Here is a 19,223-nt window from a genome sequence, read left to right as displayed (position 1 = left end):
CCGATAAAAAAGGCCGGTCCGCATCATGCGGACCGGCCTTTTTCTGTGGCGGGAGTCTCCTTACACCACCATCCCCAGCAGCAGACAGCCTACCAGGCCGCAGACAGAGATAATGGTTTCCAGTACCGACCAGGACCTGATGGTCTCGCCGATGGTCAGGTTAAAGTACTCTTTGAACAGCCAGAAGCCCGGATCGTTCACGTGGGAGAAGATAACGCTGCCGGAGCCGACCGCGATAACCATCAGCTCCGGGCTGACACCGGTGGTGGCGATCAGCGGCGCGGCGATCCCGCCCGCGGTGATGGCGGCAACGGTCGCCGAACCCAGCGCGATACGCAGTACCGCGGCGATGGACCATGCCATAAACAGCGGAGACATATTCGATTCGTGCATGATAGAAGCGATGTATTTATCCATGCCGCTATCCACCAGCACCTGTTTGAAGGCGCCGCCGCCGCCGATGATCAACAGCATCATGGCGATGATTTTAATAGAAGAGGTCAGGGTATCGTTGATCTGCTCCATGGAGCGGCCGCGGTTCAAACCGAAGGTGAACAGGGCGATCAGTACCGCAATCAGGGTGGCCATCACCGGGTCGCCGAAGAATTCGGCAATCGGCAGGAAGGCGTGGCCCTTCGGCAGGATCATCTCGGCCACGGCGCGCATCGCCATCAGGATCACCGGAACCAGCGAGGTCCAGACGCTGACGCCAAAGCCAGGCATCTCTTCTTCAGTGAACACTTTCGGGTTATGCAGGCCTTCCGGGATCGGCTTATCAATGCCTTTCAGGAAACGGGCGAAAACCGGGCCGGCGAGAATAACCGTCGGGATAGCCAGAATGGTGCCATAGAGCAGCGTCTTACCCATATCGGCGTGGAAGATGGTGGCGATCGCGGTCGGACCCGGGTGCGGCGGCAGGAAGCCATGGGTGACGGAGAGCGCGGCGGCCATCGGTACGCCGACGTACAGCAGCGGAATACGGGCCGAGGCGGCGATGGTAAACACCAGCGGCAGCATCAGTACGAAGCCCACTTCATAGAACAGGGCGAAACCGACGGTGAAGCCGGTCAGGACCACCGCCCATTGAATATGCTTCTTACCGAACTTATTGATAAGCGTGGTGGCGATACGCTGAGCGCCGCCGCAGTCTGCCAGCAGCTTACCGAGCATAGCGCCGAAGCCCATGATCAGCGCGAGGCTGCCAAGGGTGCCGCCAACGCCGTTTTTGATGGAAACGATCACTTTATCCAGTGGCATACCCTGCATTAATCCGACGGCGAGCGCCACCAGAACCAGCGCAATGAAGCCGTTCATTTTGAAACGGATCATTAACAGCAATAACAGGGCAACCCCGATAGCAACGATGACTAATGGCATGATTTACCTGGCCTTAATTTGTTATGGGTAACGTCAAAGTTTGAACCTGTAGAGCATCCGCTCCGTCAGGGAGCAAAATAGTCTGGCACCGTAAACGCTTGCATTATCCTTACCCAGAGAAAGGATAGCTGGCTATTTTTTTGCCGGTGGTGCCTGAAGGGGATGATACGGGTAACATGTGAGGGTTGAGAATCACCTGACCGGGGAAAATGTTAAATATGAGACTTAAGTCATACTCTTTCCCCGGTTTTTGCCGGTCGTTTAGTGGGAGATGTTGCGCGGTAACACAGAAAGGAGAAAGGAGAGCCGGCGACAGGGTGCCGCCGGAGGAAAGGCTTAGTAGTAGGAGTGCTCGCCGCGCTGGTGCTCGGTCAGATCGCGAACCCCTTTCAGCTCTGGAAACTCGTTCAGCAGCTGTTTTTCAATACCTTCTTTCAGGGTTACGTCGACCATCGAGCAGCCATTGCATCCGCCGCCGAACTGCAGGATAGCCAGACCGTCGTCGGTGATCTCCATCAGCGACACGCGACCGCCGTGGCCGGCCAGCTGCGGGTTAATCTGCGACTGCAGCAGGTACTCGACGCGCTCCATCAGCGGGGCATCGTCAGCGACTTTGCGCATTTTGGCGTTCGGCGCTTTCAGGGTCAGCTGCGAGCCAAGCTGGTCGGTGACGAAATCAATTTCAGCGTCTTCCAGATAGGGCGCGCTGAGCTCATCGACATAGGCGGTCAGCTGTTCAAATTTCAGCGCCGTGTCGGTGTCTTCCACCGCATCCGGTGGGCAGTAGGATACGCCGCACTCAGCGTTTGGGGTGCCGGGATTAATCACAAATACGCGAATTTGCGTCCCTTCTTCCTGATTTGCCAGCAGTTTGGCAAAGTGCGCTTGTGCAGCATCGGAAATACGGATCATAGCGTTGGCCTAATAGTTGACTATTTTACTGGGTTATAATACGCCCATCAGCGGGGGTCTACAAGGTACGGCATATACACCATACCTGAACCGTCGCGGCGCCGTTTCGCAAAAGCAGGCGGGATATCTCGGCGACGGTGCTGCCGGTCGTGACGACATCATCCACCAGAGCGATATGGAGTCCCTGGACGGCAAATTCAAGCTGAAAGGCATTTTTCAGGTTCTGGCTGCGCAGGCGGGCATTGAGCGAATGCTGCACGGCGCCCGCTCGCTGGCGCGTCAGGCCGTCGCGACGCCAGACGCACCCACGCCAGCGGGCCAACGGTCGGCACAGCTCATCGCACTGATTATAACCCCGGCGCCAGCGGCGGCGATGCCACAGCGGCACGCCGACCAGCGCGTCTACCGGCGGCAAATCGTCGCGCTGTTTAAGGCGCAGCAGCAGCAGGCGCGCCAGGGCGGGGCCCAGTTCCGGACGATGGTGAAACTTCAGCTGCCGCACCAGGTCGCTCAGCGGCGAACGATAGTCATTGACCGCCACCATTCGATGCCAGGGCGGCGGCTTTTGCAGGCAGCGGCCGCAGGGATGCCGGGACATTGCCGCCGGCAGGCCGCACTGCGGGCAGAGCGGGGGGCAGGCGAGCAGGGCGCGGCTGCAGCGAGAGCAGATCCCCCAGCGGGCGACCGCCAGCGGCATTTGGCATAGCCAGCATAAGCTGTGTGCTGTTAGCATATTTGGCCTTCTGTCCAGTAAAAAAGAGAACGGTAACGGATGAACGACATCTGGTGGCAAACAATCGGCGAAGGTGATTGTCATCTTGTGCTGCTGCACGGTTGGGGACTGAACGCTCAGGTCTGGGATTGCATCACGCCGCAGCTGGCTTCGCATTTTACCCTTCACCTGGTGGACCTGCCTGGCTATGGCCGTAGCGGCGGGTTTGGGGCGATGTCGCTGGAGGCGATGGCGCAGCGGGTGCTGGAGCAGGCTCCGCCTCAGGCGGTGTGGCTGGGCTGGAGCCTGGGCGGGCTGGTGGCCAGCCAGGTCGCGATTATGCGTCCGCAACGGGTGCAGGCGCTGGTAACGGTTGCCTCTTCCCCCTGTTTCGCGGCTCATGAGGACTGGCCCGGCATCAAGCCGGAGGTGCTGGCCGGATTTCAGCAGCAGCTGAGCGAGGATTTCCAGCGCACCGTCGAGCGGTTCCTCGCACTGCAAACCATGGGCACGGAGAGCGCCCGTCAGGATGCGCGGGCGTTAAAGCAGGCGGTGCTCTCGCTGCCGATGCCTTCCGCTGAGGCGCTGAACGGCGGTCTGGAGATCCTCAGAACCGTCGATCTGCGCCAGGCGCTGGTCGGGCTGCCGATGCCGTTTCTGCGGCTGTACGGTCGACTGGACGGGTTGGTGCCGCGCAAGATTGTCCCGTTGCTGGATAAGCTATGGCCGGAAAGCGAGTCAATTCTCTTTGACAAGGCAGCGCATGCGCCGTTTGTTTCCCATCCCGCAGCCTTTTGCGAGCCGCTGATGGCGCTGAAAAAACGGCTGGAGTAATTTTTTTTGCCGCGCCATGGTAAAAGGGCCATTCACAGCAATACTTAGGTTGTTACGGTGGTTGATTATTTCATTCCGCCACCGTGACCTACAATAACAACCTAATGGAGAGTAGAGGCTATGAAACTTGTTACAGGAATGGTTGCATCTCTGGTGATTGGCTGTCTTTCTTTTGGCGCATTCGCAGCGAAAGAGATCCAAAAAGAGGACGTGGCGAAGATGAATCTGACCAAGGTCGGCAGCATCACGACCTCAAGGACGACCTCGCCGATGGACGCCCGACGCGATCTGTCGAAAAAAGCTGATGAGCTGGGTGGAAAATACTTTGTGGTGATTGCCGGGCAGAAAAACGAAAAAACCGTTCACGCTAACGCTGACGTGTATAAATAATCCAGTCATAAAAAACGGGCCTGTTGGCCCGTTTTTCTCTGCTGTCACACTCGTTTTACCTCATGGCGCTGGCTGGCCTTACTCCCTTCATCGCAGCGCCCACCACTCCTGCTGGCACGCCGCTTTCCCTTCAGGACAGCTTTTACAGCTGCCGGAGAGGCAGCCCTCGCTCGTTTCGCTGATCCGTACCACCTTGCCCATGGCTTCCATGCGTTCGAGCATGGCGTCAATCAGCGGCTGAGGCGTCCGCAGGCGGGCGCTGAGCTGTTTCGCCTCCATGCGGCCCTGCAGGGCCAGCATATCGCGGACTTCCATTAACGACGCCACCGCTCCTCCTTAGTGGCAATCGCCAGCCGGGCTGGAACAGCAGGAGGTCGGCGTTTTCCGGGTGGCCAGCAGCGAGACGTCAACCCGGCTGCGCGCCCGACGCAGCAGACCGAAGAGCACTACGTTGAACAATACCACCGCCAGGATACACGCCAGGCTGTAGCGCGGATGGTCGCTAAAGCTGACGGTCTGGTAGTAGAGCGTCGAGAGCGAATAGGCGATATTCAGCCCCCACAGAATGGAGAAGGTCATCCAGCCGCGGCTCGATTCGCGGGCGATGGCGCCCATCACCGAGATGCAGGGGATGTAGAGCAGAACGAAGATCAGATAGCTGTAAGCCGCCGCGGCGCTGCCAAATTTACTGCCCATCACGCCCATCGCGCCGGTGGCCATTTCGCCATCGCCTTTGCTGGCTTCGATGGGGTTGGCCAGGACGCTGAGGCTGAAGGTGTCTTTCAGTCCCTGCCATGTCTCGTCGACGGCCGCCAGCAGTTCTTCGCCGAGGCTGAAGGTCCGCGGATTGAACTCCTCGTTCTGGATATCTTCGGCGGTATAGAGGGTGTTCAGCGTACCGACCACCACCTCCTTCGCCATCGCGCCGGTAAACAGGCCCACGGTGGCCTGCCAGTTATCTTCATGCACGCCGATCGGTTTAAACACCGGAGTAATGACCCGGCTCACCGAGGCCAGCGCGGAGTCGTTGATGTTGTCGACGACCTTACCGCTCAGCGAGAAGCTGTTCAGCGCGCTGAGGAAGATGCTGACAATGACGATCACCTTCCCGGCGCGCAGCACAAAGCCTTTCAGGCGCTGCCAGGTCTGGATAATCAGGCTCTTGATATGCGGGACGTGGTACACCGGCAGCTCCATCACGAACGGCGAGGCTTCGCCGCGCATAATGGTGTGCTTCAGCATCAGGCCGGTGAGAATGGCCATCACAATGCCCAGCACGTAGAGCGAGAAGACCGCCAGCGCGCCGTTCTGACCAAAGAACGCGGCCGCGAAAACGGCGAAGATCGCCAGCCGCGCGCCGCAGGACATAAACGGCGCCATCATAATGGTCATCAGACGTTCGCGCGGGGCGTCGAGGGTGCGGGCGCCCATCACCGACGGCACGTTACAGCCGAAACCGACAATCAACGGGACAAAGGATTTTCCCGGCAGGCCGAGGGCTTGCATCAGGCGGTCCATGACAAAGGCGGCGCGCGCCATGTAGCCGGAGTCCTCAAGGAAAGAGAGGAACAGATACATCATGCCGATCTGCGGCACCAGCGGCAGCACGGTGTTGATACCGCCGCCGATCCCCTGGGCGAGGAACACGGTCAGCCAGTCCGGGAAGTGCAGGGTGTAGCCCAGCCATTGAATACCGTGAATAAAGACCGCGACCGAGCCGGCGTCAAAAATCGGCTGCAGCGCGCCGCCGATGTTGATCGCCAGCAGGAACATCAGATACATGACAAAGAGAAAAATCGGCAACCCGAGGAAGCGGTTGAGGATCACCTTGTCCATCGCCGCGGTAAAGCGGCTTGGCTCGGCGGTCAGGGTGTTACTGACGGCGTCGCAAATGGCGGCGATGGTCTGATAGCGCGCGTCAGCGATATGCAGCGCCGGGTCGTCGATCTCGTCGCTAAGATTCGCCAGGGCGATATCCAGTTTATCGGCGGCGTCGCCGGCATAGGCCCGGCTGTAGATGTCGCCCTCCAGCATCTGCAGACCGAGCCAGCGCCGTTGCTTGACCGGGATCTGCGCTGACATCTGCTGCGCCAGCAGGTCAGCTTCGCGCAGCAGCGGCTGCGGATAATGGACCAGCTCAATATCGCTGTTCGCCTGATGACGGTCGAGGGCAATCTTCAGCGCTTCGATCCCGCGTCCGCGGGTCGAAACCAGCGGAATGACCGGGCAGCCGAGGCGCGCGGCGAGGGCATCGATATCGATACGCACCTGCTGCTTTTCGGCAATATCCAGCATGTTCAGCGCCACGACGCAGGGGATCCCCAGCTCAAGCAGCTGCAGCGTCAAATAGAGGTTTCGCTCGAGGTTGGAGGCGTCGACCACGTTAATCAGCATGTCGGCCTCGCCGCTGAGGATGTAGTGGCAGGCGATCTGCTCGTCCAGCGAGGTCTGCGAAGAGATGGTGGTCAGAGAGTAGGTCCCGGGGAGGTCAACCAGCGTGACCTGGTGGTCAGTGGTGGCGAATACGCCCTCTTTACGCTCAACGGTGACCCCGGCCCAGTTGCCCACGCGCTGGCGGGCGCCGGTCAGTTGATTAAATAAAGTGGTCTTGCCGGAATTAGGATTACCAATTAAACCAACGGTTAATTTTTTCATATTTCAGACTCTTGTGCCGGGCCAGCCGTTATTGTGCAACCGCTTCCAGTTCGATTAAGGCGAGATCTTTTTTGCGTAATACCAAACTGACGCGTCGGGTTTCAATATGAACAGGATCGCCGAGCGGCGCCACGCGCACCACATGAAAAGAGGATCCGGGCAGCATGCCGAGGGAGAGCAATTTCTGACGGTATGCTGGGCTAATATCGCGGGAGAATCCAATGATTTTCCACGCACTATCAGGTGTGAATTGCATAGGGCCTACTTGTCTATCGCTAACCGAAGATGAATTGACCGGGCGTCGGGATGTCACCGCGCCGGATACCATAGCCAACGAAAAAAGAAAAAATCATTCTGAAAGTGATGATAATGAGAATGGTTTTTATCATCAATACATATGATGCGATCAACGCTATTTTTAAAGCGGAAATCACTTTTTTATTGATGTGCCGCAAAATCTGTCTGTGATCGAAAATGCACGAAATATTATTTCGGCGATCTAATGTTTAATTAAGGTTTCTTAAGTTAACGAAATGAAAATATTAATTTCGCTGTCTTCAGGCGTGGAATAAAAACAGGTTATCAGAAACAACTGAACCTGTTTTGCGCGTGATGGCGATGGCCTGGTCATGAAAAGAAAACTGCCCCTGAAAAGGGGCAGGGTGGGATTAGCGTTTTTTACCCATCGCCGCCGCGAGGGCATCCATCATCGCGCTGTTGCCGGCAGGCTGCGCTTCGCGACCGCGAGGTTTGGCGGCTTTCGCGGCCGGGCGGTTGCCCTGCGGGCGATCCTGACCGCCGCCGCGGCGGGCGTTGCTGTCGCCCGGCTGCTCGTCGAGACGCATGGTCAGGGCGATACGCTTACGCGGCAGATCGACTTCCATGACCTTGACCTTCACGATGTCGCCCGCTTTCACCACGGTGTGCGGATCTTCAACAAACTTGTCAGAAAGCGACGAAATGTGGACCAGTCCGTCCTGATGGACGCCGATATCGACAAATGCGCCGAAGTTGGTGACGTTGGTGACGGCCCCTTCCAGAATCATCCCCGGCAGCAGATCGTTCATGGTCTCTACGCCGTCTGCGAACTTCGCTGTCTTAAACTCCGGACGCGGGTCGCGGCCCGGTTTTTCCAGCTCTTTGATGATGTCGGTCACGGTCGGTACGCCGAACTTCTCATCGGTGAAATCCACGGCCTTCAGGTGGCGCAGCGCACTGCTATTGCCCATCAGATCTTTCAGCGCCTGCTGGGTAGCGGCCAGAATGCGTTCGACCACCGGGTAGGCTTCCGGGTGAACGGTGGAGGCATCCAGCGGGTTGTCGCCGTGGTTGATACGCAGGAAGCCGGCGCACTGTTCAAAGGCTTTCGGCCCCAGGCGGCTGACCTTCAGCAGCTGCTGGCGGTTCTGGAACTGGCCGTTCTCGTCGCGCCAGGCGACGATGTTCTGCGCCATCATGCGGGTCAGGCCGGCCACGCGGGTCAGCAGCGGCACGGAGGCGGTGTTCAGGTCAACGCCAACGGCGTTCACGCAGTCTTCCACCACCGCGTCCAGCTTACGCGCCAGCTGGGTCTGGCTGACATCGTGCTGATACTGGCCGACGCCAATGGATTTCGGGTCGATTTTCACCAGCTCGGCCAGGGGATCCTGCAGACGGCGGGCAATGGAGACCGCGCCGCGCAGCGACACGTCGAGGTCAGGGAACTCCTGCGCCGCCAGCTCGGAGGCGGAGTAAACGGAAGCCCCGGCTTCGCTGACGATCACCTTCTGGGCGGTGACCTTCGGGAACTGTTTCTGCACGTCGAGGAAGAAACGCTCGGTTTCACGCGAGGCGGTGCCGTTGCCGATCGCCACCAGCTCGACGTTGTGCTTCTCGCACAGCGCCGCCACGACAACCGCCGCTTTAGCCGCCTGGCCGGTGTGGGGGTAGATGGTATCGGTGGCCACCAGTTTGCCGGTACCGTCAACCACGGCCACTTTCACCCCGGTGCGCAGGCCCGGGTCAAGGCCCATGGTAGTGCGCAGCCCGGCGGGCGCAGCCATCAGCAGGTCGTGCAGGTTGCGGGCGAAGACGTTAATGGCTTCGTCTTCGGCGCGCTCGCGCACGGTACCCATCAGCTCGGTTTCGAGATGCATCAGGACTTTGATCCGCCAGGTCCAACTGACGACGCCTTTACGCCAGCTGTCCGCCGGGGCGTTATTCAGGCGCAGGCCCAGATGGTCGATAATAATCTGCTCGCCGTGGCTCTCTTTCGGCGGCTCGTCAAACTGCGGGTCAGCGTTTAAAGAGAGCTGCAGGACGCCTTCGTTGCGACCGCGGAACATCGCCAGCGCGCGATGCGACGGCACGGTGGCGATCGGTTCATGGTGATCGAAGTAGTCGCGGAATTTGGCGCCTTCCTCTTCTTTGCCGCTGACGACGGTGGAGACCAGGTGGGCGTTTTTCCACAGATAGTCACGGACCTTCGCCAGCAGCGCGGCGTCTTCGGCAAAACGCTCCATCAGGATATAGCGCGCGCCATCCAGCGCCGCTTTGCTGTCGGCCACGCCTTTATCGGCATCAATATATTTTGCGGCTTCCGTTTCCGGATCGTGGGACGGTTCGTTCCACAGCAGGTCAGCCAGCGGCTCCAGCCCCGCTTCGATAGCGATTTGCCCGCGGGTGCGGCGCTTCGGTTTATACGGCAGGTAGAGATCTTCCAGTTCAGTTTTGCTGAGCGTGGTGTTGATGGCTTTTTCCAGCGCGTCGGTCAGTTTGCCCTGTTCAGCGATGGATTTGAGGATCGCCTGACGACGGTCTTCCAGTTCGCGCAGATAGCCGAGGCGGGTTTCCAGATTACGCAGCTGCGTGTCATCCAGACCGCCGGTGACTTCTTTACGATAACGTGCAATAAACGGCACGGTGTTCCCTTCATCAAGCAGGCGAACGGCAGCTTCTACCTGTTCGGCTCTGGCCTGAAGTTCACCCGCAATAATGCGGCAGAGCGAATCATTCATCATGGCTTTTAATTCATCTTTAGGGTCAAAAAACAGGGACTAGTTATACGGACTGACGGCTAAAAATGCCAGTCGCGCCGGGCGTCTCTCGGAAAGTTCTTGTCTATTTAACGTATTCGATCTCGTTGACATACCAGCTGGCTTCGCCCGCCGGCGTGTTGACGATGGCCAGATCGCCAACCTCTTTTTTTAACAGTGCGCGCGCCATCGGCGAGTCGATGGAGATATAGTCTTTGCGGCCAAAAATTTCATCGTAACCGACGATGCGAAAGCGCTTGATATCGCCTTCATCGTTTTCAATCTCTACCCAGGCGCCGAAGAAGACTTTGCCCTCCTGCTGTGGGGAGTAATCGACGATCTTTAACTGTTCCAGACATTTGGTCAGATAGCGGACCCGGCGATCGATCTCGCGCAGGCGCTTTTTGTTGTACTGGTAATCCGCGTTCTCGCTGCGGTCGCCGAGGCTGGCGGCCCAGGTCACCTTTTTGGTCACTTCCGGGCGCTCCTGGCGCCACAGATAGTCCATCTCCTGCTTCAGTTTTTCATATCCCTCGCGGGTGATCAGCGGCGTTTTCATCGTGAGTTCAACCTTCTGACAGTCTGTCGTTGCGCACAATTTGTAGCGCGTAATAATACCGACAGGATAAATACTGTGTCTTATGATTAAATGTATACTTAACCTGCTGTTAAATATGCTTTGTAACAATTTAGCCTGGAATATATACCAGATTTAGCTGGTGAGCGCGCCGGGCTTTTTTGAGAATACGCACTGACTATTGCAGTGAACCTTTGGGAGTACAAACAATGCAAGAGAATTATAAGATTCTGGTTGTGGATGACGACATGCGCCTGCGTGCGCTGCTCGAACGTTATCTGACCGAGCAGGGCTTCCAGGTTCGTAGCGTGGCGAACGCCGAACAGATGGATCGTCTGTTAACCCGCGAATCCTTCCACCTGATGGTGCTGGATCTGATGCTGCCTGGGGAAGATGGTCTCTCGATTTGCCGCCGTCTGCGCAGCCAGAGCAACCCGATGCCGATCATTATGGTGACGGCGAAAGGCGAAGAGGTTGATCGTATTGTGGGCCTGGAGATCGGGGCCGACGACTACATTCCGAAGCCGTTCAACCCGCGTGAACTGCTGGCCCGCATCCGGGCGGTGCTGCGCCGTCAGGCGAACGAGCTGCCGGGCGCGCCGTCGCAGGAAGAGGCGGTTATCGCCTTTGGTAAATTCAAACTGAACCTGGGCACCCGCGAGATGTTCCGTGAAGACGAGCCGATGCCGTTGACCAGCGGCGAGTTTGCGGTCCTGAAGGCGCTGGTAAGCCATCCTCGTGAGCCGCTGTCGCGCGATAAGTTAATGAACCTCGCTCGCGGCCGCGAATACTCTGCGATGGAGCGTTCCATCGACGTACAGATCTCCCGCCTGCGCCGCATGGTGGAAGAGGACCCGGCGCATCCGCGCTATATCCAGACCGTCTGGGGTCTGGGCTACGTCTTCGTCCCGGACGGTTCTAAGGCATGAAACGCGTGCGCTTTTCGCCGCGCAGCTCCTTTGCTCGCACGCTGCTCCTGATCGTCACCTTGCTGTTCGTCAGCCTGGTGACGACCTATCTGGTAGTACTGAATTTCGCGATCCTGCCAAGTCTCCAGCAGTTTAATAAAGTATTGGCCTACGAAGTGCGTATGCTGATGACTGATAAGCTGCAGCTGGAGGATGGCACCCAGCTGGTGGTGCCCCCGGCGTTTCGCCGTGAAATTTATCGCGAGCTGGGGATTTCGCTCTATTCCAATGAAGCGGCGGAAGACGCAGGCCTGCGCTGGGCGCAGCATTATGAATTCTTGAGCCAGCAGATGGCTCATCAGCTTGGCGGCCCCACTGAGGTGCGGGTGGAGGTCAATAAAAGCTCCCCCGTGGTGTGGCTGAAGACCTGGCTGTCGCCCAATATTTGGGTGCGGGTGCCGCTGACCGAGATCCATCAGGGCGACTTCTCGCCGCTGTTCCGCTATACCCTGGCGATCATGCTGCTGGCGATAGGCGGCGCCTGGCTGTTTATCCGTATTCAGAACCGCCCGCTGGTGGATCTGGAGCATGCGGCCCTGCAGGTCGGGCGCGGCATTATTCCGCCGCCGCTGCGCGAGTATGGCGCCTCCGAAGTGCGTTCGGTGACGCGCGCCTTCAACCACATGGCCGCGGGCGTGAAGCAGCTGGCCGACGACCGTACGCTGCTGATGGCTGGGGTCAGCCATGATTTACGGACTCCGCTGACCCGCATTCGTCTGGCCACCGAGATGATGGGCGAGCAGGACGGCTATCTCGCGGAGTCGATCAACAAAGATATCGAAGAGTGCAACGCCATCATCGAGCAGTTTATCGACTATCTGCGCACCGGGCAGGAGATGCCGATGGAGCTGGCGGATCTGAATGCGGTGCTGGGGGAAGTGATCGCTGCGGAGAGCGGCTATGAGCGGGAGATCGCTACCGCCCTGCAGGCCGGCGAAATTCCGGTACGCATGCATCCTCTGTCTATCAAGCGCGCGCTGGCGAATATGGTGGTCAACGCGGCCCGCTATGGCAATGGCTGGATCAAGGTCAGCAGCGGCAGCGAAGCGAGCCGGGCCTGGTTCCAGGTAGAAGATGACGGACCTGGGATTAAACCTGAGCAGCGAGAGCACCTGTTTCAGCCGTTTGTACGCGGCGACAGCGCCCGCAGCACCAGCGGCACCGGGCTGGGGTTGGCGATTGTTCAGCGTATTATCGATAATCACAACGGGCGGCTGGAGATTGGCTCCAGCGAACGCGGCGGGTTACTGATCCGCGCCTGGCTGCCGGTGCACCGGGTGCTGGCGCCGATGAAACAGGCCAAAGAGAGCTGATCGCGCCCGCGGTTGGTTGGTCAGAACGCTGCACAATAAAAAGCCGGGCAAGCCCGGCTTTTTCATCTTTGCGCCCGTTAGCGCTGCGGCCCTGCCGCCACCAGCGCGGCGCCCGCTGGCGTATCGGTATACTTCTCAAAGTTCTCAATAAACAGCTTCGCCAGCTGGTCGGCTTTTTCCTGCCACTGCTCCGGGGAACCATAGGTGCTGCGCGGATCGAGGATCTGGGGATCCACGCCCGGGAGGGCCGTCGGGATCTGCAGGTTAAACATCGGCAGGGTAAAGGTCTCCGCGTTGTCCAGCGAGCCATTGAGGATGGCGTCGATGATGGCGCGGGTATCTTTAATCGAGATGCGCTTGCCGGTGCCGTTCCAGCCGGTATTGACCAGATAAGCCTGCGCGCCGGCCGCCTGCATGCGTTTGACCAGCACTTCGGCGTACTGTGTCGGGTGCAGCGACAGGAAGGCGGCGCCGAAGCAGGCGGAAAAAGTTGGCGTGGGTTCGGTCACGCCGCGCTCGGTGCCGGCCAGTTTGGCGGTAAACCCGGACAGGAAATGGTACTGCGTCTGATCGGCGGTCAGGCGGGAGACCGGCGGCAGTACGCCGAACGCATCGGCCGTCAGGAAGATCACTTTGGTGGCGTGACCCGCTTTGGAGACCGGTTTGACGATATTATCGATATGGTCGATGGGGTAGGAGACGCGGGTGTTTTCGGTCTTTGAGCCGTCATCGAAATCGATTGTCCCGTCGGCGCGCACCACCACGTTTTCCAGCAGGGCGTTGCGGCGAATGGCGTGATAGATATCCGGCTCGGCCGCTTCAGAGAGCTTGATGGTCTTGGCGTAGCAGCCCCCTTCGAAGTTAAACACCCCGTCGTCATCCCAGCCATGTTCGTCATCGCCAATCAGGCGGCGTTTCGGGTCGGTGGAGAGGGTGGTTTTGCCGGTGCCTGAGAGGCCGAAGAAAATGGCGACATCGCCTTTCTCGCCCACGTTGGCAGAACAGTGCATGGAGGCGATGCCCTTCAGCGGCAGCAGGTAGTTCATGATCGAGAACATCCCTTTCTTCATCTCGCCGCCGTACCAGGTGCCGCCGATCAGCTGAATGCGCTCGGTGAGGTTGAAAGCGATGAAGTTTTCCGAGTTCAGGCCCTGCTCTTTCCACTGCGGGTTGGTGCACTTCGCGCCGTTCATCACGATGAAGTCGGGCGTGAATTCCGCCAGCTCTTCGTCGCTCGGGCGGATGAACATGTTTTTAACGAAGTGCGCCTGCCAGGCCACTTCGGTAATGAAACGTACGCTGAGACGGGTATCGGCGTTAGCGCCGCAGAAGGCGTCGACGATAAACAGGCGTTTACCGGACAGCTGCTGTGTTACCAGCCCTTTCAGATGCTGCCAGGTTTCCTGCGAAAGCGGCTTGTTGTCGTTTTTACCCTTGCCTTTATCGGACCACCAGACGGTATCGCGGGTGGTGTCGTCGCGCACGAGGTACTTATCTTTCGGAGAACGACCGGTAAAAATGCCCGTGTCGACGGCGATAGCACCGAGACTGGTTAATACGCCACGTTCGTAGCCTTCCAGGTTGGGGTCGAGCTCTTCCTGAAACAACATGTCGTAGCTGGGATTGTGGACGATATCCTGAACGTCATTGATACCATAAGCCTTGAGATCCTGCGGGGTTAAACCATGATTAACGCGCATGTCACTGCTCCTTAGCCAAGATGTACTGCTGTAAATTGTAGGGTTTATTACCGGGTATTGACCGCGACCAGGCTCATAGATTTACGTATCTCGACATTCTTCAGAATGACGAAAAAAACGGTGACTCCTGTCACGAAGTGAAGTGGATTATCTCAGGAAATGGCCGGATGGTGGGGTTAGATGTTTCTCAATGGTTAAAAAGTAATTAAAAAAACTGCTGAAATGTGAATGTAATCGCTTTCCTGGAATAAAATTACGTAACTCTTTCAGCGAAAATCGATTCAACTCGTGAATAAAAAGTCAGGCACCGGGCGACATACCACATCGCCGCCCGGTGCCTGAAGAAGAAGTGAGGATTAATGGACCTGCGGATCGGCCGGAGAGGCGTTGTTACGGATCTCGGCGATGTCCATGGCGTTGAAGATATAGTGGTTACCGCAGTAGTCGCAGTGCATATCAATCTCGCCTTCGTCGGCAAGGATGCTATCTATCTCTTCGTCCGGCAGGGTTTTCAGCGCGCCGGCGCAGCGTTCGCGGGAGCAGGTGCACTTGAACTCCACGCTCTGCGGATCGTAGACCGTGACTTCTTCTTCATGGTACAGACGCCACAGCACATCGTTCGCCGGCAGGGTGAACAGCTCTTCAGCCTTGATGGTCTCGGTGAGCGTCGCCAGGTGCTCAAAGTCGGCAGTCTGGGCATCCTGCGCCGGCATCACCTGCAGCAGCATCCCGCCCGCCATCGGCTGACCTTCATGTTCGCCGGTGCGGATAATAAGGCGCGTCGGCAGCTGCTCTGAACGCTGGAAGTAATCTTCCAGGCAGGCGGCCAGCGTATCGCCTTCCAGACCGACCACGCCCTGATAACGCTCACCCTCTTCCGGGGAGATGGTGATGACCAGATAGCCGTTGCCGACCATCGCTTTCAGATCCGCATCGTCCGCAATCTCGCCCTGCACGCGCGCGACGCCGCGCAGCTGCTGCTGGTTATTGCCATTGATGACCGCCAGCTGTAAAGGCCCATCGCCCTGCAGCTGCACGGTGATGTCGCCGGCAAATTTCAGCGTCGCAGTCAGCAGACTGGTGGCGACCAGCAGCTCCGCCAGCACCGTTTTCACCGGCTGGGGATAAGTGTGATTCGCCAGAATCTGTTCCAGGGTTTCCGACACCGTCACCAGCTCACCGCGCACGGCATAGTTTTCAAACAGATAACGATGTAATTGATCGTGTTGAGTCATAATCATCTCTCTTTCTGGCGCGAGTTACTCACTCTCGCCGTGTTTAAATCTCATCAGGTCGCGGCGCTCTTTCTTGTCCGGACGTCTGTCAGGGTGCGGCATGGTCAGGGCGTTCATTTTGCGCGCCAGGGCCATTTTTTCACGCTTCTCGATACTCTCAGCCGTCTCTTCATACAGGGTGACGGCTTCGCTTGCCGGGCGGCGCTGTTCGGTGATACCGACGATGCGCACCGTCCGCTCGTCGTTGCCCTGACGCAGCGTTAGCATGGCGTCTAGTTCGACGATTTTCCCAGGCTTGCTGCGCTGTCCGTTGTAATGCACCTTGCCGCCTTCAATCATCTCTCGCGCCAGCGCGCGGGTCTTGTAAAAGCGGGCGGCCCAAAGCCATTTGTCCAGTCTGACGGTTTCGGTAGGCTTCTCTTTCATCGCCTCTCCTTCGGGGTAAGCGAAGGGATCAGTCGTCGGTAATCATTCAGCCCCGGATGGCGCAGATACTGCTTTTCCGCCAGCCCGGAGTCGGGATTGGTAATGCCCAGGCAGTAACGAATGCCAAACTCCCTCGCGGCATCCAGAATTGCCTCGCTGTCGTCGACAAACAGCGTTTTATGCGCCTCAAGGCCGGTTTCCTCCGCCACGGCGCGCCACAGACGCTGATCCTCTTTCGGATAACCAAATGTGTGGGTGGAAAGTAATAAATCAAGGTGCGCATCCAGGCCGGTGTGTTTGAGTTTCACCGCCAGATTGTGGGGATGGGCATTGGTCAACAGAATACGTCGCTTACCGCTGGCCTTGAGCGCATCAAGGAACGGCACGGTATCCTCACGCAGCGTGGCGCGCGGACCCTGTTCGCTGGTCATCGCACAAATATCCAAACCCAGGCGCTCGCTCCAGTAATCCAGACAGTACCAGTTTAGCGTATGCTGCACGGCGTGATACTCCTGGTGCATGGCCTCTTTCGCCTGTTGCAGATTGAGGCCGCGGGCGGCCCCCCAGGTTTCCGGCACCAGCGTTTGCCAGAAATAGTTGTCGAAAGCGAGATCCAGGAGCGTGCCGTCCATATCCAGCAGAACGGTATCGACCTCCTGCCAGGCGATATCAAAATGCATGATGACTCTCCAGCGAGCGGGAAATGGGCGACAGGGTATCACACCCAGTCGCCGGGAAAATTAATCTTGCGGGTCAGACGAGGGGAGCAGCACCGGGTTCAGGCAGCTTTCGTAATATTTCTGAATCTCTTCCATACGCTGGCGATGGCGTTGATAACGACGCAGCGCCTGCACCCCGTGGTAAGCCATGCATCCCACCATCGACAGCAGCAGCAGGGTGATGCCCAGATAGCGCCACAGGCCGCTGCGGTCAGGAATGCGGTGCAGGTTGATATGCTGAGTGCCGTTGGCGTCAGTAAACAGATTGGTGACTATCCCTTCGGCATGGAAGGGGGTATGCATCAGCATACCGGCCAGCCGCCGCAGTTCCCCCCACTGCTCATGCGCCGGGTAATCATACAGGCTCACCGCCGGCCACGGCTGATTGACCAGCACGCTACCCTCGTCGCTGGCGATGAGGAAGCCGCCCGGGGCCGGGCTGTTGAGCGCCTGCGCCGCCCGCGAGGTTTCACGCATGACAAAGGGGGCGGTTGAGGTGGTCACCAGATTCTCCAGCGACTCGGCGCTGACTGGCCGCAGCAGCACGTTCACGCCATCCAGTTTCCCGGCGGACGCGCGCTTAGTTAACGTCTCCCAGTTACGGGTATTGCCGAGATTAACCAGCGCATTCTTCAGCCGCAGGCAATCATCGGCAGCGGAACAGAGATCGTTGGTTTTCTGAACGATATCGCCGAAATCATCCAGCAGCACCATGCCAGATTTCTGAATGGCGGAGCGCAGCGCCGGGCTGACGCGGGAGTCGTCGTCGGTTTCCGGGTGCAGCTGACGCTGGACGGACTGCATCAGAGCGGTCGCTTTGCTGACAATGTCAGACTCCGGCAGCGGCAGAGGAGGGGCATCGTTCCACACAATCTGAGAACAATCGAAAGGCAGGAACGGCGAATCCTCTTTGGCCGTCCAGCTGCCCGGCGTGCGGATGTTGCACATCCCGGTGCCGGTCAGGCGCAGCGTATCGCCAATGCGCACATGGGCCTTTTCCAGCTGGCTGACGGTCGTGGCTTCAATGGTCTGCGCCCCCTTCAGCCACGACAGGGTGAACTTAAACGGCATATTCAGCGGTACGCTGGCCCATAGCATGATTACCACCACCAGGGCGCCGGCGGCGATAATCGCGCTGCGCAGCCAGTACTGCAGCGGGAAGTTTTTCACTTCATCATGAAGCGACAAGTAGCGTCCCTGACGGGCTACATGGCGGTTGAGATAGATATCAATATCGGTCTGCTGTCCGAGGTCCTGGGCGATCCAGGGCTGCCAGTGGCGCGGATAGATGAGATCGATAATGCCCAGCGAGATATTATTGATATGCTCCTGATCGTTTTCGCCAAACAGCCCCCAGCGCTTAGGGACGCCGCGCAGGCAATGGATTTCGCGCAGCGAGGCGCGGCGCGGCGGGGCATAGATCCCCAATAGGCCGGCGGCGAGCAGCAGCAAACCGGCGGCCACCAGCCATGGGGTAAAGACGGCAGGCCCAATCAGACTGAAATAAAAGAACAGGAAAGAGGCGACGATCAGGATCGCTTCGCGCAGACCATCCGGGCGGTTCAGGGCGTGTTCTTCCGGGCTTTCCCGACGGATCTGCCGCAACTCTACCTGTTCGCTCTCTTCGCCGCGAATTGAGGCCTGGGTGGCCGAGGCGCGTTCCAGCGCGTAGCTTTGCGCTTCCTGACGATAGTCGCTCAGGGTATGGCCGTTAAGGGTGATAACCAGCGGCAGGCTGTCGGTGGGGATCAGCTCGACGCTGTTTTCATCGTTGATATGCTGTTCCCAGAACGGCGGCAGATGTACCTCCACCGAATCGAGAAAATAGCGCCATTTATTCGGCGCGTCGGTAGTGATCCCGTAGCGGGTGATGGCTCGCGTCACCCCATAGACGGTATCGCTCTGTTCGTTTAGCGCCAGAGCGACGGGCGCGCTGGTGGCGCCGGACGCGGGAACCTGCTGGGCGCGGCTCAGTTCGGCAAGATACTTTTCGATGGCCTGGCGCTCATCGGCCGCGATCGGCCGCGTGGTGGCATCGCTAAAGGCGTGCAGTAGAGGGAGCCGGCGGCGTCTGGCGTGCGTGCGATACCACCATCCAATGAGCAATACGCAGATTAGCAGAGCTGTAAGGAATATCAGAAAGGTGCCCATGCCCATCCCATCATAGTTATATTTTTCTTACGAAATCGTCGGTGAACGTGAAGACTAACGTCAAGCTGCAGTGTTAGCGGCGCACCTGCTTGCAGGGTAGTAAATATGTCATGCAGCAGCGTATTAGCTTACCAAAAACGTTAAAGGCCAGAAATCGGTAAATTCTCAAAGATAATTCAAGCTATTGACTTTTTTATCTTTATTACTTTCCCCTTTGCAGGGAAAAGGTTACAACTCTGT

Annotated in this window: 17 protein-coding genes; 4 read left to right on the top strand and 13 right to left on the bottom strand. The window is 58.3% G+C overall.

Annotation, left to right across the window (positions count from 1 at the left end; genetic code table 11):
• Positions 1 to 60: 60 nt before the first annotated feature.
• The 3 genes from gntT to gntX form a co-directional block, all read right to left on the bottom strand.
• Positions 61 to 1,377, bottom strand: a complete 1,317-nt coding sequence (gene gntT / locus CE636_RS13265; RefSeq protein WP_004202142.1) for a gluconate transporter — start codon at positions 1,375 to 1,377, stop codon at positions 61 to 63.
• 336 nt (positions 1,378 to 1,713) lie between these two features.
• The gene (gene nfuA, locus CE636_RS13260) at positions 1,714 to 2,289 is read right to left on the bottom strand and encodes a Fe-S biogenesis protein NfuA (RefSeq protein WP_004202143.1); all 576 of its coding nucleotides are present in this window, start codon (positions 2,287 to 2,289) and stop codon (positions 1,714 to 1,716) included.
• 58 nt (positions 2,290 to 2,347) lie between these two features.
• On the bottom strand, positions 2,348 to 3,022 hold the full coding sequence (gntX, locus tag CE636_RS13255) for a DNA utilization protein GntX (protein ID WP_017899965.1): 675 nt from the start codon (positions 3,020 to 3,022) through the stop codon (positions 2,348 to 2,350).
• A gap of 39 nt (positions 3,023 to 3,061) precedes the next feature.
• Between gntX and bioH the strand changes: the two genes are divergently transcribed.
• The gene (gene bioH / locus CE636_RS13250) at positions 3,062 to 3,835 is read left to right on the top strand and encodes a pimeloyl-ACP methyl ester esterase BioH (protein WP_017899964.1); all 774 of its coding nucleotides are present in this window, start codon (positions 3,062 to 3,064) and stop codon (positions 3,833 to 3,835) included.
• 120 nt (positions 3,836 to 3,955) lie between these two features.
• A complete protein-coding gene (locus CE636_RS13245; protein WP_004202149.1) occupies positions 3,956 to 4,225 on the top strand; it encodes a YdgH/BhsA/McbA-like domain containing protein in 270 nt (89 codons plus the stop codon).
• Between the two features lie 87 nt (positions 4,226 to 4,312).
• Here CE636_RS13245 and feoC read toward each other — a convergent pair whose 3' ends face one another.
• The 5 genes from feoC to greB all read right to left on the bottom strand — a co-directional run bounded on the left by feoC (position 4,313) and on the right by greB (position 10,453).
• A complete protein-coding gene (gene feoC, locus CE636_RS13240) occupies positions 4,313 to 4,552 on the bottom strand; it encodes a [Fe-S]-dependent transcriptional repressor FeoC (RefSeq protein WP_004202151.1) in 240 nt (79 codons plus the stop codon).
• A 9-nt stretch (positions 4,553 to 4,561) separates the two neighbouring features.
• Positions 4,562 to 6,880, bottom strand: a complete 2,319-nt coding sequence (gene feoB, locus CE636_RS13235; RefSeq protein ID WP_017899963.1) for a Fe(2+) transporter permease subunit FeoB — start codon at positions 6,878 to 6,880, stop codon at positions 4,562 to 4,564.
• Positions 6,881 to 6,908: 28 nt separating this feature from the next.
• Positions 6,909 to 7,136: a ferrous iron transporter A gene (feoA, locus tag CE636_RS13230; RefSeq protein ID WP_004202154.1), complete on the bottom strand. Its 228-nt coding sequence runs from the start codon at positions 7,134 to 7,136 to the stop codon at positions 6,909 to 6,911.
• A 412-nt stretch (positions 7,137 to 7,548) separates the two neighbouring features.
• The gene (locus CE636_RS13225) at positions 7,549 to 9,879 is read right to left on the bottom strand and encodes a Tex family protein (protein ID WP_017899962.1); all 2,331 of its coding nucleotides are present in this window, start codon (positions 9,877 to 9,879) and stop codon (positions 7,549 to 7,551) included.
• A gap of 100 nt (positions 9,880 to 9,979) precedes the next feature.
• Positions 9,980 to 10,453 carry a transcription elongation factor GreB gene (gene greB / locus CE636_RS13220; protein ID WP_002920503.1) on the bottom strand — a complete coding sequence of 158 codons (474 nt, stop codon included), beginning with the start codon at positions 10,451 to 10,453 and terminating at the stop codon, positions 9,980 to 9,982.
• Positions 10,454 to 10,680: 227 nt separating this feature from the next.
• Here greB and ompR point away from each other — a divergent pair, with 227 nt between their 5' ends.
• Together ompR and envZ are read left to right on the top strand one after the other, a co-directional pair.
• On the top strand, positions 10,681 to 11,400 hold the full coding sequence (gene ompR, locus CE636_RS13215; protein ID WP_001157751.1) for a two-component system response regulator OmpR: 720 nt from the start codon (positions 10,681 to 10,683) through the stop codon (positions 11,398 to 11,400).
• Positions 11,397 to 12,752: a two-component system sensor histidine kinase EnvZ gene (gene envZ, locus CE636_RS13210; protein ID WP_017899961.1), complete on the top strand. Its 1,356-nt coding sequence runs from the start codon at positions 11,397 to 11,399 to the stop codon at positions 12,750 to 12,752. The genes ompR and envZ overlap by 4 nt, the downstream gene beginning before the upstream one ends.
• Before the next feature lie 77 nt (positions 12,753 to 12,829).
• Here the strand turns inward: envZ and pckA are convergent, their stop codons facing one another.
• From pckA to CE636_RS13185, 5 genes are all read right to left on the bottom strand, one after another.
• The gene (gene pckA / locus CE636_RS13205; protein ID WP_004202159.1) at positions 12,830 to 14,452 is read right to left on the bottom strand and encodes a phosphoenolpyruvate carboxykinase (ATP); all 1,623 of its coding nucleotides are present in this window, start codon (positions 14,450 to 14,452) and stop codon (positions 12,830 to 12,832) included.
• Between the two features lie 356 nt (positions 14,453 to 14,808).
• A complete protein-coding gene (hslO, locus tag CE636_RS13200; protein ID WP_017899960.1) occupies positions 14,809 to 15,693 on the bottom strand; it encodes an Hsp33 family molecular chaperone HslO in 885 nt (294 codons plus the stop codon).
• A gap of 18 nt (positions 15,694 to 15,711) precedes the next feature.
• Complete coding sequence (gene hslR / locus CE636_RS13195; RefSeq protein ID WP_017899959.1) at positions 15,712 to 16,113, bottom strand: ribosome-associated heat shock protein Hsp15; 402 nt, start codon at positions 16,111 to 16,113, stop codon at positions 15,712 to 15,714.
• Positions 16,110 to 16,793 (bottom strand): GMP/IMP nucleotidase, encoded by a 684-nt coding sequence (gene yrfG, locus CE636_RS13190; protein ID WP_004202162.1) that lies wholly within the window; start codon positions 16,791 to 16,793, stop codon positions 16,110 to 16,112. The genes hslR and yrfG overlap by 4 nt, the downstream gene beginning before the upstream one ends.
• A gap of 60 nt (positions 16,794 to 16,853) precedes the next feature.
• Positions 16,854 to 18,983 (bottom strand): intracellular growth attenuator family protein, encoded by a 2,130-nt coding sequence (locus CE636_RS13185; RefSeq protein ID WP_004202163.1) that lies wholly within the window; start codon positions 18,981 to 18,983, stop codon positions 16,854 to 16,856.
• Between the last annotated feature and the right edge of the window lie 240 nt (positions 18,984 to 19,223).

This window comes from Klebsiella sp. LY (assembly GCF_004010915.1).
Lineage (GTDB): Bacteria > Pseudomonadota > Gammaproteobacteria > Enterobacterales > Enterobacteriaceae > Klebsiella > Klebsiella quasipneumoniae.
The sequence above is the reverse complement of the archived record's forward strand: the minus strand, read 5'-3'. Positions and strand labels throughout refer to the sequence as shown.

What these genes read in the sequence shown, in the direction of transcription:
- CE636_RS13245 (WP_004202149.1), top strand. Translation starts at nt 3,956, where the DNA reads ATGAAACTTGTTACAGGAATGGTTGCATCTCTGGTGATTGGCTGTCTT.
- hslO (WP_017899960.1), bottom strand. Translation starts at nt 15,693, where the DNA reads ATGATTATGACTCAACACGATCAATTACATCGTTATCTGTTTGAAAAC.
- hslR (WP_017899959.1), bottom strand. Translation starts at nt 16,113, where the DNA reads ATGAAAGAGAAGCCTACCGAAACCGTCAGACTGGACAAATGGCTTTGG.
- gntT (WP_004202142.1), bottom strand. Translation starts at nt 1,377, where the DNA reads ATGCCATTAGTCATCGTTGCTATCGGGGTTGCCCTGTTATTGCTGTTA.
- yrfG (WP_004202162.1), bottom strand. Translation starts at nt 16,793, where the DNA reads ATGCATTTTGATATCGCCTGGCAGGAGGTCGATACCGTTCTGCTGGAT.
- pckA (WP_004202159.1), bottom strand. Translation starts at nt 14,452, where the DNA reads ATGCGCGTTAATCATGGTTTAACCCCGCAGGATCTCAAGGCTTATGGT.
- greB (WP_002920503.1), bottom strand. Translation starts at nt 10,453, where the DNA reads ATGAAAACGCCGCTGATCACCCGCGAGGGATATGAAAAACTGAAGCAG.
- gntX (WP_017899965.1), bottom strand. Translation starts at nt 3,022, where the DNA reads ATGCTAACAGCACACAGCTTATGCTGGCTATGCCAAATGCCGCTGGCG.
- CE636_RS13225 (WP_017899962.1), bottom strand. Translation starts at nt 9,879, where the DNA reads ATGATGAATGATTCGCTCTGCCGCATTATTGCGGGTGAACTTCAGGCC.
- CE636_RS13185 (WP_004202163.1), bottom strand. Translation starts at nt 18,983, where the DNA reads ATGGGCACCTTTCTGATATTCCTTACAGCTCTGCTAATCTGCGTATTG.
- feoB (WP_017899963.1), bottom strand. Translation starts at nt 6,880, where the DNA reads ATGAAAAAATTAACCGTTGGTTTAATTGGTAATCCTAATTCCGGCAAG.
- ompR (WP_001157751.1), top strand. Translation starts at nt 10,681, where the DNA reads ATGCAAGAGAATTATAAGATTCTGGTTGTGGATGACGACATGCGCCTG.
- nfuA (WP_004202143.1), bottom strand. Translation starts at nt 2,289, where the DNA reads ATGATCCGTATTTCCGATGCTGCACAAGCGCACTTTGCCAAACTGCTG.
- feoA (WP_004202154.1), bottom strand. Translation starts at nt 7,136, where the DNA reads ATGCAATTCACACCTGATAGTGCGTGGAAAATCATTGGATTCTCCCGC.
- envZ (WP_017899961.1), top strand. Translation starts at nt 11,397, where the DNA reads ATGAAACGCGTGCGCTTTTCGCCGCGCAGCTCCTTTGCTCGCACGCTG.
- bioH (WP_017899964.1), top strand. Translation starts at nt 3,062, where the DNA reads ATGAACGACATCTGGTGGCAAACAATCGGCGAAGGTGATTGTCATCTT.